General features: G+C 53.9%; 9 protein-coding genes. 6 read left to right on the top strand and 3 right to left on the bottom strand.

Annotation, left to right across the window (positions count from 1 at the left end):
- Positions 1 to 45: 45 nt before the first annotated feature.
- On the bottom strand, positions 46 to 1,137 hold the full coding sequence (locus tag INF86_RS00955; RefSeq protein ID WP_023306624.1) for a porin OmpC: 1,092 nt from the start codon (positions 1,135 to 1,137) through the stop codon (positions 46 to 48).
- 745 nt (positions 1,138 to 1,882) lie between these two features.
- On the opposite strand from INF86_RS00955, the gene rcsD reads away from it, so the two are divergent.
- Both rcsD and rcsB read left to right on the top strand, forming a co-directional pair.
- Positions 1,883 to 4,555 carry a phosphotransferase RcsD gene (gene rcsD, locus INF86_RS00950; RefSeq protein WP_023300606.1) on the top strand — a complete coding sequence of 891 codons (2,673 nt, stop codon included), beginning with the start codon at positions 1,883 to 1,885 and terminating at the stop codon, positions 4,553 to 4,555.
- A 16-nt stretch (positions 4,556 to 4,571) separates the two neighbouring features.
- Positions 4,572 to 5,222, top strand: a complete 651-nt coding sequence (gene rcsB / locus INF86_RS00945) for a response regulator transcription factor RcsB (RefSeq protein WP_003859405.1) — start codon at positions 4,572 to 4,574, stop codon at positions 5,220 to 5,222.
- A gap of 111 nt (positions 5,223 to 5,333) precedes the next feature.
- Here rcsB and rcsC read toward each other — a convergent pair whose 3' ends face one another.
- Both rcsC and gyrA read right to left on the bottom strand, forming a co-directional pair.
- The gene (rcsC, locus tag INF86_RS00940) at positions 5,334 to 8,180 is read right to left on the bottom strand and encodes a two-component system sensor histidine kinase RcsC (RefSeq protein WP_038416435.1); all 2,847 of its coding nucleotides are present in this window, start codon (positions 8,178 to 8,180) and stop codon (positions 5,334 to 5,336) included.
- A 134-nt stretch (positions 8,181 to 8,314) separates the two neighbouring features.
- A complete protein-coding gene (gene gyrA, locus INF86_RS00935; protein ID WP_023300608.1) occupies positions 8,315 to 10,951 on the bottom strand; it encodes a DNA topoisomerase (ATP-hydrolyzing) subunit A in 2,637 nt (878 codons plus the stop codon).
- Between the two features lie 146 nt (positions 10,952 to 11,097).
- Here gyrA and ubiG point away from each other — a divergent pair, with 146 nt between their 5' ends.
- The 4 genes from ubiG to yfaE all read left to right on the top strand — a co-directional run bounded on the left by ubiG (position 11,098) and on the right by yfaE (position 15,954).
- On the top strand, positions 11,098 to 11,826 hold the full coding sequence (gene ubiG, locus INF86_RS00930) for a bifunctional 2-polyprenyl-6-hydroxyphenol methylase/3-demethylubiquinol 3-O-methyltransferase UbiG (RefSeq protein ID WP_006811346.1): 729 nt from the start codon (positions 11,098 to 11,100) through the stop codon (positions 11,824 to 11,826).
- Between the two features lie 349 nt (positions 11,827 to 12,175).
- Positions 12,176 to 14,461: a class 1a ribonucleoside-diphosphate reductase subunit alpha gene (gene nrdA / locus INF86_RS00925; protein ID WP_023300610.1), complete on the top strand. Its 2,286-nt coding sequence runs from the start codon at positions 12,176 to 12,178 to the stop codon at positions 14,459 to 14,461.
- 108 nt (positions 14,462 to 14,569) lie between these two features.
- On the top strand, positions 14,570 to 15,700 hold the full coding sequence (nrdB, locus tag INF86_RS00920) for a class Ia ribonucleoside-diphosphate reductase subunit beta (RefSeq protein WP_022648802.1): 1,131 nt from the start codon (positions 14,570 to 14,572) through the stop codon (positions 15,698 to 15,700).
- Positions 15,700 to 15,954: a class I ribonucleotide reductase maintenance protein YfaE gene (yfaE, locus tag INF86_RS00915; protein ID WP_003859419.1), complete on the top strand. Its 255-nt coding sequence runs from the start codon at positions 15,700 to 15,702 to the stop codon at positions 15,952 to 15,954. The genes nrdB and yfaE overlap by 1 nt, the downstream gene beginning before the upstream one ends.
- Positions 15,955 to 16,008: the final 54 nt, after the last annotated feature.

Raw genomic sequence — 16,008 nt, 5'->3', positions numbered from 1 at the left:
CATGAAAAAAGGGGCCTGATGGCCCCTTTGTTGCAGTATGAGCAATTAGAACTGGTAAACCAGACCCAGCGCGACGATATCGTCAGTACCGATACCTGTCTGACGGGTGAAGTCATTTTCATCCAGCAGGTTGATTTTGTAATCAACATAGGTGGACATGTTTTTGTTGAAGTAGTAAGTCGCACCCACGTCAACATACTTCAGGATATCCTGATCGCCATAGTTTTCGATGTCTTTACCTTTAGACTGCAGGTAAGCCACGGATGGACGCAGGCCGAAGTCGAACTGATACTGAGCAACCACTTCGAAGTTCTGCGCTTTGTTAGCCCAGCCCTGATCGCCAACGCGGGTCGCGTTGTAAGTCTGAGTATACTGTGCAGCCAGGTAGATGTTGTTCGCGTCGTATTTCAGACCACCGGTGTAGGTCTCTGCGCGATCGCCTTCACCGTAGTAGCCCGCAGCGTTCTGGTCAGCAGTACGTTTAGAACTGGTGACTGCCGTACCGAGTGCGAAGCCTTCGCCCAGATCGTAAGTCAGAGAGCCGCCGTAGCCGTCACCGTTCTGACGCAGCGCGTCACGACCGTTGTTGGTCTGGCCTTCGCCGCTTGGGCTGCCGTTTTTACCCTGGTACTGCAACGCGAAGTTCAGACCATCAACCAGACCGAAGAAGTCCTGGTTACGGTAGGTCGCGAAGCCGTTACCACGCTGCTGCATGAAGTTGTCAGAACCGTAGGTATCGCCGCCGAACTCCGGCAGAACGTCGGTCCAGGAAGTCACATCGTAAACAACGCCGTAGTTACGACCGTAGTCGAATGAACCCGCATCAGCGAATTTCAGACCTGCGAACGCCACACGCGTCCATGAGTTGTTTTCGTTCTCACCAGAGTTACCCTGGATCTGGTATTCCCACTGGCCGTAACCGGTCAGCTGGTCGTTAACCTGAGTTTCGCCTTTGAAGCCCAGACGCATGTAGGTCTGGTCGCCGTCTGCACTGTCGTCATCAGAGAAATAGTGCAGGCCATCCACTTTACCGTACAGATCTAATTTGTTGCCGTCTTTGTTATAAATTTCAGCCGCATTTGCTGCGCCTGCCACCAGCAGAGCTGGTACCAGGAGGGACAGTACTTTAACTTTCATTTTATTAACCCTCTGTTATATGCCTTATTATTTACCACTGCTTACTGGTCAACCCTCTTAACCAGTCGGCAAGTTCATTCTCCTCAAAAATGCAGAATAATCCAACAGGAATATGATACGAAAACTTTGAAGATGTTTCACTTTACCATCAAGATGTTTCAATATGTAAATTTCAAGGAACTTTCACAAAGCATCAAAAGTTTAAAAATATAGCACGGATAATCAAAACAAAAATATATCCTATAAAATTCAAAAGACTAACTTAAAAAAGAGTACAGCACTGAATGACAAAAAAATTCCCGTCAACACCACTAAAATAACCCTCGCTATCATCATTAACTTTATTTATTACCGTCATTCAGTTCTGAATGTCTGTTTATCCCTAATTGAACCGGATGCTCCGCATTCGGTTTTTTTTTACCTTTCTTTACGTCAACAGACATTTTATGTGCTACCCGTCTGTAATGATAACGACTATTAACTAAATCCATCGCCCGGCGATTACAGATTTTCCTTTTCACTTTCAAAATTAATTTCTTGTTAATTCGTGCTATTTTACTGCCGTTGTAACAGCATATTTGTACATTTCACTGGGTTTTGTACATCTTTCACACGGATGACGTTGAAGCGGGTTGCGACAGATAAAAAGTCAAGGTCATACCGATAACGACGCTGGAAATTCAGTTATTACCCTTTATACTGCCCTATCCCATTACCGCGCGGCCATTACGGGTTAAACACATCGATGAGTCAGACTGAAACTACCGCCCCGAGCAAATTCTCCCTTCTACCGGGCAGCATCACCCGTTTCTTTCTTCTGTTGATCGTTGTGCTGTTAGTCACAATGGGAGTGATGGTTCAGAGCGCCGTGAATACCTGGCTTAAAGATAAAAGCTATCAAATTGTCGATATCACCCATGCGGTGCATAAGCGCATTGATACGTGGCGCTACGCGACCTGGCAAATCTACGACAATATCGCCGCCGCACCTGCCACCTCATCAGGCGAAGGGTTGCAGGAAACGCGCCTTAAGCAGGATGTGTATTACCTTGAAAAACCGCAGCGCAAGACGGAAGCCCTGATTTTCGGCTCGCACGACAGCGCAACGCTTGAGATGACGCAGCGGATCTCCTCCTATCTGGACACCCTGTGGGGCGCCGAGACCGTACCGTGGTCCATGTATTACCTGAACGGTCAGGACAACAGCATGATCCTGATCTCGACCCTGCCGCTTAAGGATCTCTCGTCGGGCTTTAAAGAGACCACCGTTGGCAGCATTGTCGATTCCCGTCGGGCAGAAATGCTGCAACAGGCCAACGCGCTGGACGAGCGCGAAAGTTTCTCGTCATTACGCCGTCTTGCCTGGCAGAATGGCCACTACTTTACGCTGCGAACCACCTTTAACCAGCCGGGCCATCTGGCGACCGTGGTTGCCTTCGATCTGCCAATTAACGATCTTATCCCGCCGGATATGCCGCTGGACAGTTTCCGACTGGAGCCAGACAACAGCACCCAAAATATGCGCACGCCGTCGGATAAAGAAGGCCCGGACAGCGTAGCGATCTCCTTTAATGGCTCGAAGATTGAGATTGCCTCATCGCTCAACTCAACCGGTATGCGGCTGGTGTGGCAGGTGCCTTTTGGCACCCTGATGCTTGATACCCTGCAAAACATTATGCTGCCGCTGCTGTTGAATATCGGCCTGCTGGCGCTGGCGCTGTTTGGCTACAGCACCTTCCGTTTCCAGTCGGGCCGCCAGAGCGACTCGACATCGGTATCAGCCGGGACCAGCAACGAGTTGCGTGTTCTTCGTGCCCTGAATGAAGAGATTATTTCCGTGCTGCCGCTTGGGGTGCTTGTTCACGATCAGGAGGCAAACCGGACGGTGATGAGCAACAAAATTGCCGATCACCTTCTGCCGCATCTTAATCTGCAAAATATTACGGCCATGGCGGACCAGCATCAGGGCGTCATTCAGGCCACCATTAATAATGAACTGTATGAGATCCGTCAGTTCCGCAGTCAGGTCGCCTCGCGCACGCAAATCTTCATCATCCGCGATCAGGATCGCGAAGTGCTGGTGAATAAAAAGCTCAAGCAGGCGCAAAGGCTGTATGAGAAAAACCAGCATGGCCGCGCGGCGTTTATGCAAAACATTGGCGATGCCTTTAAACAGCCGCTGAAGTCACTCGCCACGCAGATTGCTGATTTAAGCACGCCGGAAAGCCGACAGCTTAGCAGCCAGGCCGACTCGCTGGTTCGTCTGGTGGACGAAATCCAGCTTGCGAACATGCTGGAGAATGACATCTGGAAGGGCACCCCTACGCTCTTCTCCATTCAGGATCTGATTGATGAGGTGGTTCCGGAAGTCCTGCCGGTGATCAAGCGCAAAGGGCTCCAGCTGCTGATCAACAACCATTTACCGGCCAACGACGAGCGTCACGGCGATCGCGATGCCCTGCGTCGCATCCTGATGATGTTGATTCAGTATGCCGTCACCACGACACAGATCGGCAAGATCACCCTTGAAGTCAGCACCGATGAGTCCACCGACGATCGTCTGACGTTCCGTATTCTGGATACGGGCGAAGGCGTCACCGTGAGCGAAATCGATAACCTGCACTTCCCGTTCCTGAACGATACCCAGCGCGACCACTACGGTAAGGCGAATGCCCTCACCTTCTGGCTCTGCGATCAGCTGGCGCGTAAGCTGGGCGGTCATCTGAACATTAAGGCGCGCGAATCCCTCGGCACCCGCTACTCCTTGCATGTTAAAATGGCGGCGAATCCTCAGGAAGAGGATGAAGAGCGTCTGCTGGATGATGTGGTGGTGATGGTGGACGTGACCTCCAGTGAGATCCGTAATATCGTCGTTCGTCAGCTGGAAAACTGGGGCGCGTCCTGCATTACCCCGGACGAAAGGCTCGCGAGTCAAGAATTTGATCTATTTTTAACTGATAATCCGTCTAATCTTACTGCCTCCGGCTTGCTTTTAAGCGATGATGAGCCAGGCGTGCGGAAAATCGGCCCTGGGCAGCTGCGCGTCAACTTTAATATGAGCAATGCAATGCAGGAAGCTGTATTACAACTGATTGAAGAAAATCTGGCGCAGGAAGAGATCCTGGAGTCACCGTTAGGCGGCGATGAAAATGCCGAACTCCATGCCAGCGGATATTATTCGCTCTTCGTTGATACAGTACCAGATGATGTTAAGCGGTTGTATACTGAGTCCGCTGCGCAGGATTTTGCAGCGCTGGCACAGACAGCACACCGGCTTAAAGGGGTGTTTGCCATGCTTAATCTGGTTCCCGGCAAGCAGTTATGTGAAACGCTGGAACATCTAATTCGTGAGAAAGATGCCTCTGGCATTGAAAAATACATCAGCGACATTGACGCTTACGTCAAGAGCTTGCTGTAGCAAGGTAGCCTTATACATGAACAATATGAACGTAATTATTGCCGATGACCATCCGATTGTACTGTTCGGTATTCGCAAATCACTTGAACAGATCGAGTGGGTGAATGTAGTCGGTGAATTTGAAGATTCCACAGCCCTTATTAACAACCTGCCTAAACTTGATGCGCACGTGCTCATTACCGATCTCTCCATGCCTGGGGATAAATACGGTGATGGGATTACGCTCATCAAATACATTAAACGCCACTTCCCGGACATTTCGATCATTGTTCTGACCATGAACAATAACCCGGCGATCCTGAGCGCCGTTCTGGATCTTGATATTGAGGGGATTGTGCTGAAACAAGGCGCACCTACCGATCTGCCTAAAGCGCTGGCGGCGCTACAGAAAGGGAAGAAATTCACGCCTGAGAGCGTCTCACGCCTGCTTGAAAAAATCAGCGCAGGTGGCTATGGCGACAAGCGTCTCTCGCCTAAAGAGAGTGAAGTTCTGCGTCTGTTCGCTGAAGGTTTCCTGGTTACTGAAATCGCCAAGAAACTGAACCGCAGTATCAAAACCATCAGTAGCCAGAAAAAATCCGCGATGATGAAGCTGGGTGTGGATAACGATATCGCCCTGCTGAACTATCTCTCTTCCGTGACGCTGAGCGCAACGGACAAAGATTGATCGTCGCTGTCTACGCCGGGTGACCCTCGCGGTTACCCGGTCTAAAGACCCCGTAGGCCCGCGCAAGCGCAGTGCCGTCGGACACATAAAAAAGGCCCTTTCGGGCCTTTTTTATTGTCTCGCTTTTCGCACCCGCTCCGCATACACGGATAGCGTCTGCTTCAGTACATCCAGCGTGACCGGCTTCGACAGGCAGCTGTCCATTCCCGACTCCAGACAGCGCTGCTTCTCCTCCGCCAGTGCGTTGGCTGTCACCCCCACCACCGGCAGCGTCAGCCCCAGCTGTCGGATACGCTGCGTCAGACGATAGCCGTCCATGTTAGGCATGTTCACATCGCTGAGCACAATATCAATATGATTCTTACTTAAGACATTCAGGGCATCCACGCCATCATTGGCCGTTTTACACTGATAGCCCAGAGAGCCAAGCTGGTCTGCGAGCAGACGACGGTTAATCGGATGATCGTCGACGACCAGAATCATCATATCGTCATTCACCGATGCCAGCTCATCAGGGGAAGCCAGCACGGTAGCGCCATCGCTGTCCTCAAGCTGTACGCTGTAAATACGCGCCAGCAAGCCCAACATTTCGTGCGGTGTCGCCACACTGTGCACCCATACCCCGGGCGAACGCTCAATCGGAATACCGATATGACGGCGGCAGAACATCACCACGCCCCGCCCCGCCCACGCCTTGTCTGGCTCAACGTCAGTAATCAGCATGTCATCTGCGTCCGGCGTCTGGCCTTCATAGCGTGAGACCCGCACGCCGCTGCTGGTCAGCATCGAGGTCAGGAAATCATGTAAGGAGGCGTTGTGCACCGCCAGCCAACAGTGCTTATCGCTCAGCCCGTCGACCGTGGTTTTCACTGGATAGTGTGCCGAGTAGAGCGGGATACGGATGGTGAACTGGCTGCCCATACCCGGCTCGGTATCGACGGAGATATCCCCGTCCATCATGCTGATAAGCTTCTCGCAAATCGCCAGACCCAGCCCGGTCCCCTGGAAATTACGCTGGACGCCCGTCCCCACCTGGAAGAACGGATCGAACAGGCGAACGACCTCTTTCGCCGGAATGCCAACACCCGTGTCGCGTACGCGAATAGTCAGGTACTCCCCTGCCCGGCAGACATGCAGCACAATACAGCCGATATCGGTGAATTTGATGGCGTTGCTTAGCAGGTTCGAGATGACCTGTTGCAGACGCATCGGATCGCCATGCAGCGTCAGCGGCACATCCGGCTCGATAAAGCAGTACAGCCCCAGCTGTTTGCGCACCACCAGCGGCAGATAGTTGGCGCTGATATGGTTCATCACCTCGCGCGGGGAGAACTCACGCGGTTCTATTTTCAACTGCTCGGATTCAATTTTAGAGAAGTCGAGAATATCGCTGATAATTTTCAGCAGCAGGCTGGACGAGTTGTTCATGGCCGTCACCAGGCGGTCGACCCCTTTCGGCAGCTCTTTGGTCTGGAGAAGATCGAGGTTACCGATAATGCCGTACAGCGGCGTACGCAGCTCATGGCTGACGGTCGCGAGGAACATCGATTTCGACTGGCTGGCCTGCTCCGCAGCCTGCGCCATATCCTGCAATGACTCTTCCATCTTAACGCGCGCGGAGACGTCCACCAGCACGCAAATCGCCACGTTTTCATTGCGGTAGCGCGAATGGACGAAGCTGATTTGCAGATTGGTGTGCGTGCTGGTCAGCACATCCACAAAGTTAACCTGTTGACCACAGATGATCTGCGTTAACCGCTGGCGGTCTTCATGCGTGAGCATGTTCAGGTAGTTATGGGCAAGCTCGTTACTGAGGATATTTGTCCCGTCCTGAGTACGCAGGATACAGATCCCTACCGGCGCCGAGGCGACAATCTTACGGTTAAACTGCTCGTGCTCCTCCAGACGCTGAGCATCCGCTTCCGCCGGAATAAAGATCCGCCGCTCATACATTCTCGCCAGCATAAACAGCGCGACGCCTACCGCGATGTTCAACAAAATGGCGTTAAGGATCAGGATGCGAATGCGCTCCAGCACCTTGTCCACCGGCAGCGAATAGACAATGCTCAGCGATGATGGCGGCAAACTTTTCTTCAGCACCAGCTCACGGAACCCGGAGGTATAGCCAAACCATGACCGCTCCTGCATCCAGCTGGGCTCCACTTTCAGGCGGTTTTCAGGCCCGGTAAGGGAGATGAGTGGGTGGCCGTTCTCATCCAGAATGGTCACGCCCATCGGCAGACTGCCCGGCGTGAAGAAGTTTTCCATGCGGATGGTTTGTTCAATCCCCAGCAGCGCTTGCAGGCGGTTTCCGAGGTAAACCGGAGTCAGGGCATAGAAATAGCCGACGCCCATGCGCGGCCCCTGGCTTATCCAGAAGATGTTGTTCCCGCGCTCTTCCTGAGGCGCATTGCGGTATTTCACTATCCGCTCATGCAGGCTTTTCAACGCGTCTTCGCGTTCGACGGGCATATCCCGCAGACCGAAGTCCGCCATGCAAAGATTTTCGTTGCCAATCAGGTAGACGCGGTTTAGATCGTAAGCGGCCGAAAAATTATCGCGCCAGTAGCGCATAAACCATGACAGGGACTCCAGTGAGCCACGCCAGGCTTTACCCATCGCGGAACAATCGGAGTCCGGGAAGAGCGGTTCGAAATCAGGTACTTCGGTTTTTTCATCCCGACCGCGGAGGGCAAGAATGCCGTTCTCCGCCGTCAGTCGATTCTCAGCGATATACTTAAGCTCTTTCATCACGTCAGACGTGCGCTGGATATAGCGCTGGGCCTGATCCGAGCTTAAGTTAAACTCCTGGCGGATCTCCGCTTCTTTCTGGTGTAACGCGTTAACGATGTAAAACACCGAGAGCAGTGCCACCAGCAACCATAGCAGTAGCGCAAGCGCCCGAAACAGATAGCGAGAGACTTTTAACGTGGTACGAAAGGAGACGAGGTATTTCAAAGGGGCGAGGCTCCGCCATCGGGGAAAAAAGAATGTGGTTAAGGTAGCGGTAAACGCGGCTTGTCGCAACGTTCACTTGTCTGCTTGCGCAAAACAAAAGGGCCGGAAACCGGCCCTTTATGCGTCAGGAGACGTTACTCGTCAGCGTCATCCGCTGCTTCATCATCGGTGTCCGCTTCCGGGACGATTTCATCATCCCCTTCCGCGACGCTGCCGTCGATAGAGTCGAGCTCTTCGTCATCCACCGGCTCAGCAACGCGTTGCAGACCGACGACGTTTTCATCTTCCGCAGTACGGATGAGGATAACGCCCTGGGTGTTACGACCCACCACGCTGATCTCTGACACGCGGGTACGCACCAGCGTACCGGCATCGGTGATCATCATGATCTGGTCCGCGTCGTCCACCTGTACCGCGCCAACAACGGAACCATTGCGCTCGGTCACTTTGATGGATATAACGCCCTGCGTGCCGCGAGACTTGGTCGGGTATTCGCTTTCCGCCGTACGTTTACCGTAGCCGTTCTGGGTGACGGTCAGGATTGCGCCTTCGCCACGCGGAACGATCAGGGAAACCACGCTGTCTTCACCCGCCAGCTTGATACCACGCACGCCGGTCGCCGTACGACCCATTGCGCGCACGGCGTTCTCTTTAAAGCGCACCACTTTACCGGCCGCAGAGAACAGCATCACTTCATCAGAACCGGAGGTCAGATCCACGCCGATCAGCTCGTCGCCTTCGTTCAGGTTCACCGCGATGATCCCGGCGGAACGTGGACGGCTGAATTCGGTCAGCGCGGTTTTCTTCACGGTACCGCTCGCGGTTGCCATAAAGACGTTCACGCCCTCTTCGTACTCGCGTACCGGCAGAATGGCGGTGATACGTTCGTTCGCTTCCAGCGGCAGCAGGTTAACGATAGGTCGACCCCGCGCGCCACGGCTCGCTTCCGGCAGCTGATAGACTTTCATCCAGTACAGACGGCCCCGGCTGGAGAAGCAGAGGATCGTGTCGTGGGTATTGGCCACCAGCAGACGGTCAATGAAGTCTTCTTCTTTAATACGCGCCGCAGATTTGCCTTTACCACCACGACGCTGTGCTTCGTAGTCGGTCAACGGCTGATACTTCACGTAACCCTGGTGAGACAGCGTCACGACCACGTCTTCGCGGTTGATCAGATCTTCAATGTTGATATCAGAGCTGTTGGCCGTGATTTCGGTGCGACGCTCGTCGCCGAACTGATCGCGAACCAGCTCCAGCTCTTCACGGATCACTTCCATCAGGCGCTCTGCGCTACCCAGGATATGCAGCAGCTCGGCAATCTGCTCCAGCAGCTCTTTGTACTCGTCGAGCAGTTTTTCATGCTCAAGGCCGGTCAGTTTCTGCAAACGCAGATCCAGAATCGCCTGGGCCTGCTGTTCAGTCAGATAGTACTGACCGTCACGCACGCCGAATTCCGGCTCCAGCCACTCAGGACGCGCAGCATCATCGCCGGCACGTTCCAGCATCGCCGCCACGTTGCCCAGATCCCATGGACGCGCAACCAGCGACGCCTTCGCTTCTGCCGGCGTCGGCGCACGGCGAATCAGCTCGATGATCGGGTCGATGTTCGCCAGCGCAACGGCCAGTGCTTCAAGGATATGGGCACGATCGCGCGCTTTGCGCAGTTCAAAGATGGTACGGCGAGTCACCACTTCACGGCGGTGACGCACAAACGCGCTCAGGATCTCTTTCAGGTTCATGATCTTCGGCTGGCCATGGTGCAGCGCAACCATGTTGATACCGAAGGAGACCTGAAGCTGAGTCTGAGAGTAAAGGTTGTTCAGCACAACTTCACCCACCGCGTCGCGCTTGATTTCAATCACGATGCGCATACCGTCTTTGTCAGACTCGTCGCGCAGCGCGCTGATGCCTTCAACGCGTTTTTCTTTTACCAGCTCGGCGATTTTTTCAATCAGACGCGCTTTGTTCACCTGATACGGGATCTCGTGAACAATAATGGTTTCACGGCCGGTTTTGGCGTCCGCTTCCACTTCGGCGCGAGCACGGATGTAAATCTTGCCGCGACCGGTACGGTACGCTTCTTCAATACCGCGACGGCCGTTGATGATTGCCGCCGTCGGGAAGTCCGGGCCCGGGATGTGTTCCATCAGCCCTTCAATGCTGATGTCTTCATCGTCGATGTAGGCCAGGCAGCCGTTAATCACTTCCGTGATGTTGTGCGGCGGAATATTGGTCGCCATACCCACTGCGATACCGGACGAACCGTTCACCAGCAGGTTTGGGATCTTCGTTGGCATAACGTCAGGAATTTTTTCCGTGCCGTCGTAGTTATCAACGAAATCAACCGTCTCTTTTTCCAGGTCAGCCATCAGCTCATGGGCAATCTTCGCCAGACGGATTTCCGTATAACGCATTGCCGCGGCGGAGTCGCCGTCGATAGAACCAAAGTTACCCTGACCATCTACCAGCATGTAACGCAGCGAGAAAGGCTGCGCCATACGGACAATGGTGTCGTACACCGCGGAATCACCATGGGGATGGTATTTACCGATTACGTCACCAACGACACGGGCAGATTTTTTGTAGGCTTTATTCCAGTCATTGCCCAATACGTTCATGGCGTATAGTACGCGACGGTGTACCGGCTTAAGGCCATCGCGGACGTCCGGCAGCGCACGGCCAACAATGACCGACATCGCATAGTCCAGATAGGAGCTTTTCAGCTCTTCCTCGATGTTAACCGGTGTAATTTCTCTCGCAAGGTCGCTCATCTAACCGCTATCCCTCTACTGTATCCCGGATTCAAAGGTCGCAAATTATAACACAGCCGCGGTGATACAGGTAAACCTATACGCTTTATTCACAGGGATTGCCTGATATACTCATTTGTCTTGCTAAATAAGGAGTAAAAGCGCCCATGAATGCCGAAAAATCCCCGGTGGCTCACAACGTTGACCACGAAGAGATTGCCAAATTTGAAGCGGTGGCGTCCCGCTGGTGGGATCTCGAAGGTGAGTTCAAACCTCTGCATCGTATTAACCCGCTACGTCTGGGCTATATCGCGGAGCGTTCCGGCGGTCTGTTCGGTAAGAAAGTGCTCGACGTCGGCTGTGGCGGCGGCATCCTGGCGGAAAGCATGGCGCGCGAAGGGGCCACCGTCACCGGTCTGGACATGGGCTTCGAACCTCTACAGGTTGCGCGTCTTCATGCGCTGGAGTCCGGCGTACAGGTAGAATATGTCCAGGAAACCGTGGAAGAGCACGCGGCTAAACATGCGCACCAGTATGACGTGGTGACCTGTATGGAGATGCTGGAGCACGTTCCCGATCCGCAGTCGGTCGTCAGCGCCTGTGCAAAACTGGTGAAACCGGGTGGACAGGTCTTCTTCTCGACCATCAACCGCAACGGCAAAGCCTGGCTGATGGCCGTGGTAGGCGCGGAATATGTGCTGCGCATGGTGCCGAAAGGGACACACGACGTTAAGAAGTTCATCAAGCCTGCCGAACTGCTGGGCTGGGTTGACCAGACATGGCTTAAGGAACAGCACATGACGGGTCTGCACTACAATCCTCTGACGGATAAATTCAAACTTGCCCCGGGCGTGGATGTTAACTATATGTTGCACACAACCGCCAAAAACGACTAACGTCATTCGTTATTCTTATAAAGATTGCGCGACATCATGTTGCGCAATTCTGACCTCCCGTTGAAGAAATCAGCACTCGATCAAATTTTGAATTTTTTTTCTGGAATATTGACATCTCTTCCAGGCCTTACGGTACGAGGACTTAGCCTTTTTTACCCTTTCACAACCTCAATTTAACGTCAAAATCAACCCTTGTGCTGAAAAGATTCGATACTAGAATACTCACCATATAGCGTTCTTCTTATCGCAAAACCCCTATATGTAGTATTTATCCACAGAGTTAGTCACAAGGCGGTTCTGTGGATAAGCGGGGGATATTTTTTTATTTCACGGACAGGTAAAAACCCACATGAATCAGAGTCTGCTGGTGACAAAGCGCGACGGTACTACCGAGCGTATCAATCTGGACAAAATCCATCGAGTTCTCGACTGGGCAGCAGAAGGACTGAACAACGTATCTATATCCCAGGTCGAACTGCGTTCTCACATTCAGTTCTACGACGGCATCAAAACGTCTGATATCCACGAAACCATTATCAAAGCAGCGGCAGATCTGATCTCCCGCGACGCACCGGATTATCAGTACCTCGCTGCGCGTCTGGCGATTTTCCACCTGCGTAAGAAAGCCTACGGCCAGTTCGAGCCGCCGAAGCTTTACGATCACGTAGTGAAAATGGTTGAGCTGGGCAAATACGACACGCATCTGCTGGAAGACTATACGGAAGAAGAGTTCGAGCAGATGAACGGGTTTATCGATCACTGGCGCGACATGAACTTCTCCTACGCGGCGGTGAAGCAGCTCGAAGGCAAATACCTGGTTCAGAACCGTGTGACGGGCGAAATCTACGAGAGCGCCCAGTTCCTCTATATTCTGGTGGCCGCCTGCCTGTTCTCTAATTATCCACGTGAAACCCGTCTGGACTACGTGAAGCGTTTCTACGATGCGGTCTCTACGTTCAAGATTTCTCTGCCTACGCCAATCATGTCTGGCGTGCGTACCCCTACCCGTCAGTTCAGCTCCTGCGTACTGATCGAGTGTGGTGACAGCCTGGATTCCATCAACGCGACCTCCAGCGCCATCGTAAAATACGTCTCCCAGCGTGCTGGTATCGGCATCAACGCTGGTCGTATCCGTGCGCTGGGCAGCCCGATCCGCGGCGGTGAAGCGTTCCACACCGGCTGTATCCCGTTCTACAAGCACTTCCAGACGGCAGTAAAATCCTGCTCTCAGGGCGGCGTGCGCGGTGGCGCTGCCACCCTGTTCTACCCAATGTGGCACCTGGAAGTGGAAAGCCTGCTGGTTCTGAAGAACAACCGCGGCGTGGAAGGCAACCGCGTGCGTCACATGGACTACGGCGTGCAGATCAACAAGCTGATGTACACCCGCCTGCTGAAAGGTGAAGATATCACCCTGTTCAGCCCATCCGACGTCCCGGGTCTGTACGACGCGTTCTTCGCCGATCAGGACGAATTCGAGCGTCTGTACACCAAATACGAAAAAGACGACAGCATCCGCAAGCAGCGCGTGAAGGCGGTCGATCTGTTCTCCCTGATGATGCAGGAACGTGCCTCTACCGGCCGTATCTACATCCAGAACGTTGACCACTGCAACACCCACAGCCCGTTCGATCCGGTGGTTGCGCCAGTGCGCCAGTCCAACCTGTGCCTGGAGATCGCCCTGCCGACCAAACCGCTGGACGATGTGAACGATGAAAACGGTGAAATCGCCCTGTGTACGCTCTCTGCGTTCAACCTGGGTGCGATTAAGAGCCTGGACGAGCTGGAAGAGCTGGCCGTGCTGGCGGTTCGTGCGCTCGACGCCCTGCTGGACTACCAGGATTACCCAATCCCGGCGGCAAAACGCGGCGCAATGGGCCGTCGCACTTTAGGTATCGGCGTGATCAACTTCGCCTACTGGCTGGCGAAAAACGGCAAGCGTTACTCCGACGGCAGCGCCAACAATCTGACGCACCAGACGTTCGAAGCCATTCAGTACTACCTGATGAAAGCCTCCAACGAGCTGGCGAAAGAACAAGGCGCGTGCCCGTGGTTCAATGAAACCACCTACGCGAAAGGCATTCTGCCGATCGACACCTACAAAAAAGACCTGGATGCGATCGTCAGCGAGCCGCTGCACCTCGACTGGGAAGGCCTGCGCGAGTCCATTAAAACTCACGGCCTGCGTAACTCCACGCTCTCTGCCCTGATGCCGTCCGAGACCTCTTCGCAGATCTCCAACGCCACCAACGGTATTGAGCCACCGCGCGGCCACGTCAGCATCAAAGCGTCGAAAGACGGCGTGCTGCGTCAGGTGGTACCGGATTACGAAACGCTGGGCAACAACTACGAGCTGCTGTGGGAAATGCCAAACAACGATGGCTACCTGCAACTGGTGGGTATCATGCAGAAGTTTATCGACCAGTCGATCTCTGCCAATACCAACTACGACCCGACGCGCTTCCCGTCAGGCAAGGTTCCGATGCAGCAACTGCTGAAAGACCTGCTCACCGCTTACAAATTTGGCGTGAAAACGCTGTACTATCACAACACCCGTGATGGTGCGGAAGACGCCCAGGACGACCTGGCGCCGTCAATTCAGGACGATGGCTGCGAAAGCGGCGCATGTAAGATCTAATAAATTCCCTCACCCTAACCCTCTCCCACAGGGAGAGGGAACTCTTTCCCCCTCTCCCTGTGGGAGAGGGCCGGGGTGAGGGGAAATAACACCACAGGACTCACCGCAATGGCATATACCACCTTTTCACAGACGAAAAACGACCAGCTCAAAGAGCCGATGTTCTTCGGCCAGCCGGTCAACGTGGCACGCTACGATCAGCAAAAATATGACATCTTCGAAAAGCTGATTGAAAAGCAACTCTCCTTCTTCTGGCGTCCGGAAGAAGTTGACGTTTCCCGCGACCGTATCGATTTCCAGGCGCTGCCGGAACACGAAAAGCACATCTTCCTCAGCAACCTGAAATACCAGACGCTGCTGGACTCCATTCAGGGTCGTAGTCCGAACGTGGCGCTGCTGCCGCTGATCTCGATTCCTGAGCTGGAAACCTGGGTTGAGACCTGGGCGTTCTCCGAGACGATCCACTCCCGCTCTTACACCCACATCATCCGCAACATCGTGAACGATCCGGCGGTGGTGTTTGATGATATCGTCACTAACGAACAGATCCAGAAGCGCGCCGAAGGCATTGCGCACTACTATGACGAACTGATCGAGATGACCAGCTACTGGCATCTGCTGGGCGAAGGTACGCACAACGTGAACGGTAAAACCGTCACCGTAAACCTGCGGACCCTGAAAAAACAGCTCTATCTGTGCCTGATGAGCGTCAACGCCCTGGAAGCGATCCGCTTCTACGTGAGCTTCGCCTGCTCCTTCGCGTTTGCCGAGCGCAAACTGATGGAAGGCAACGCCAAAATTATCCGTCTGATTGCCCGTGACGAAGCCCTGCACCTGACCGGGACTCAGCATATGCTGAACCTGCTGCGCAGCGGTGCAGACGATCCGGAGATGGCGGAAATTGCGGAAGAGTGCAAACAGGAATGCTACGACCTGTTCGTGCTGGCGGCCCAGCAGGAGAAAGAGTGGGCAGACTACCTGTTCCGCGACGGCTCCATGATTGGCCTGAACAAAGACATTCTGTGCCAGTACGTTGAGTACATCACCAACATCCGCATGCAGGCCGTCGGTCTCGACCTGCCGTTCCAGACGCGCTCTAACCCAATCCCGTGGATCAACACCTGGCTGGTGTCCGATAACGTGCAGGTCGCGCCGCAGGAAGTGGAAGTGAGTTCTTACCTGGTCGGTCAGATTGATTCTGAAGTCAACACCGACGACCTGAGCGATTTCCAGCTCTGATGAGCCGCGTAACGCTGAGCCTTTCGGGTACAGAGGTGTTGTGCCAGGAAGAGCACCCTTCTCTGCTGGTGGCGCTTGAAGCGCATCAGGTAGAAGTCGAGTACCAGTGTCGTGAAGGCTACTGCGGCTCCTGCCGCTGCCGTCTGGTCGCAGGCCAGGTAGACTGGCTGACCGAACCGCTGGCCTTTATCAGTGAAGGGGAAATTTTGCCCTGCTGCTGCCGGGCAAAAGGCGATATAGAGATCGAGATGTGATGTTGTCCTTATCCCCTCTCCCGGTGGGAGAGGGTTCCCCACAAATTAATGCGA

It is taken from the genome of Enterobacter cloacae complex sp. I1M (genome assembly GCF_014982425.1).
Taxonomy (GTDB): Bacteria; Pseudomonadota; Gammaproteobacteria; order Enterobacterales; family Enterobacteriaceae; genus Enterobacter; species Enterobacter intestinihominis.
The sequence above is the reverse complement of the archived record's forward strand: the minus strand, read 5'-3'. Positions and strand labels throughout refer to the sequence as shown.

Coding starts and splice junctions, on each gene's coding strand:
- nrdB (WP_022648802.1), top strand. CDS start 14,570: ATGGCATATACCACCTTTTCACAGACGAAAAACGACCAGCTCAAAGAG.
- ubiG (WP_006811346.1), top strand. CDS start 11,098: ATGAATGCCGAAAAATCCCCGGTGGCTCACAACGTTGACCACGAAGAG.
- yfaE (WP_003859419.1), top strand. CDS start 15,700: ATGAGCCGCGTAACGCTGAGCCTTTCGGGTACAGAGGTGTTGTGCCAG.
- INF86_RS00955 (WP_023306624.1), bottom strand. CDS start 1,137: ATGAAAGTTAAAGTACTGTCCCTCCTGGTACCAGCTCTGCTGGTGGCA.
- rcsD (WP_023300606.1), top strand. CDS start 1,883: ATGAGTCAGACTGAAACTACCGCCCCGAGCAAATTCTCCCTTCTACCG.
- rcsB (WP_003859405.1), top strand. CDS start 4,572: ATGAACAATATGAACGTAATTATTGCCGATGACCATCCGATTGTACTG.
- nrdA (WP_023300610.1), top strand. CDS start 12,176: ATGAATCAGAGTCTGCTGGTGACAAAGCGCGACGGTACTACCGAGCGT.
- gyrA (WP_023300608.1), bottom strand. CDS start 10,951: ATGAGCGACCTTGCGAGAGAAATTACACCGGTTAACATCGAGGAAGAG.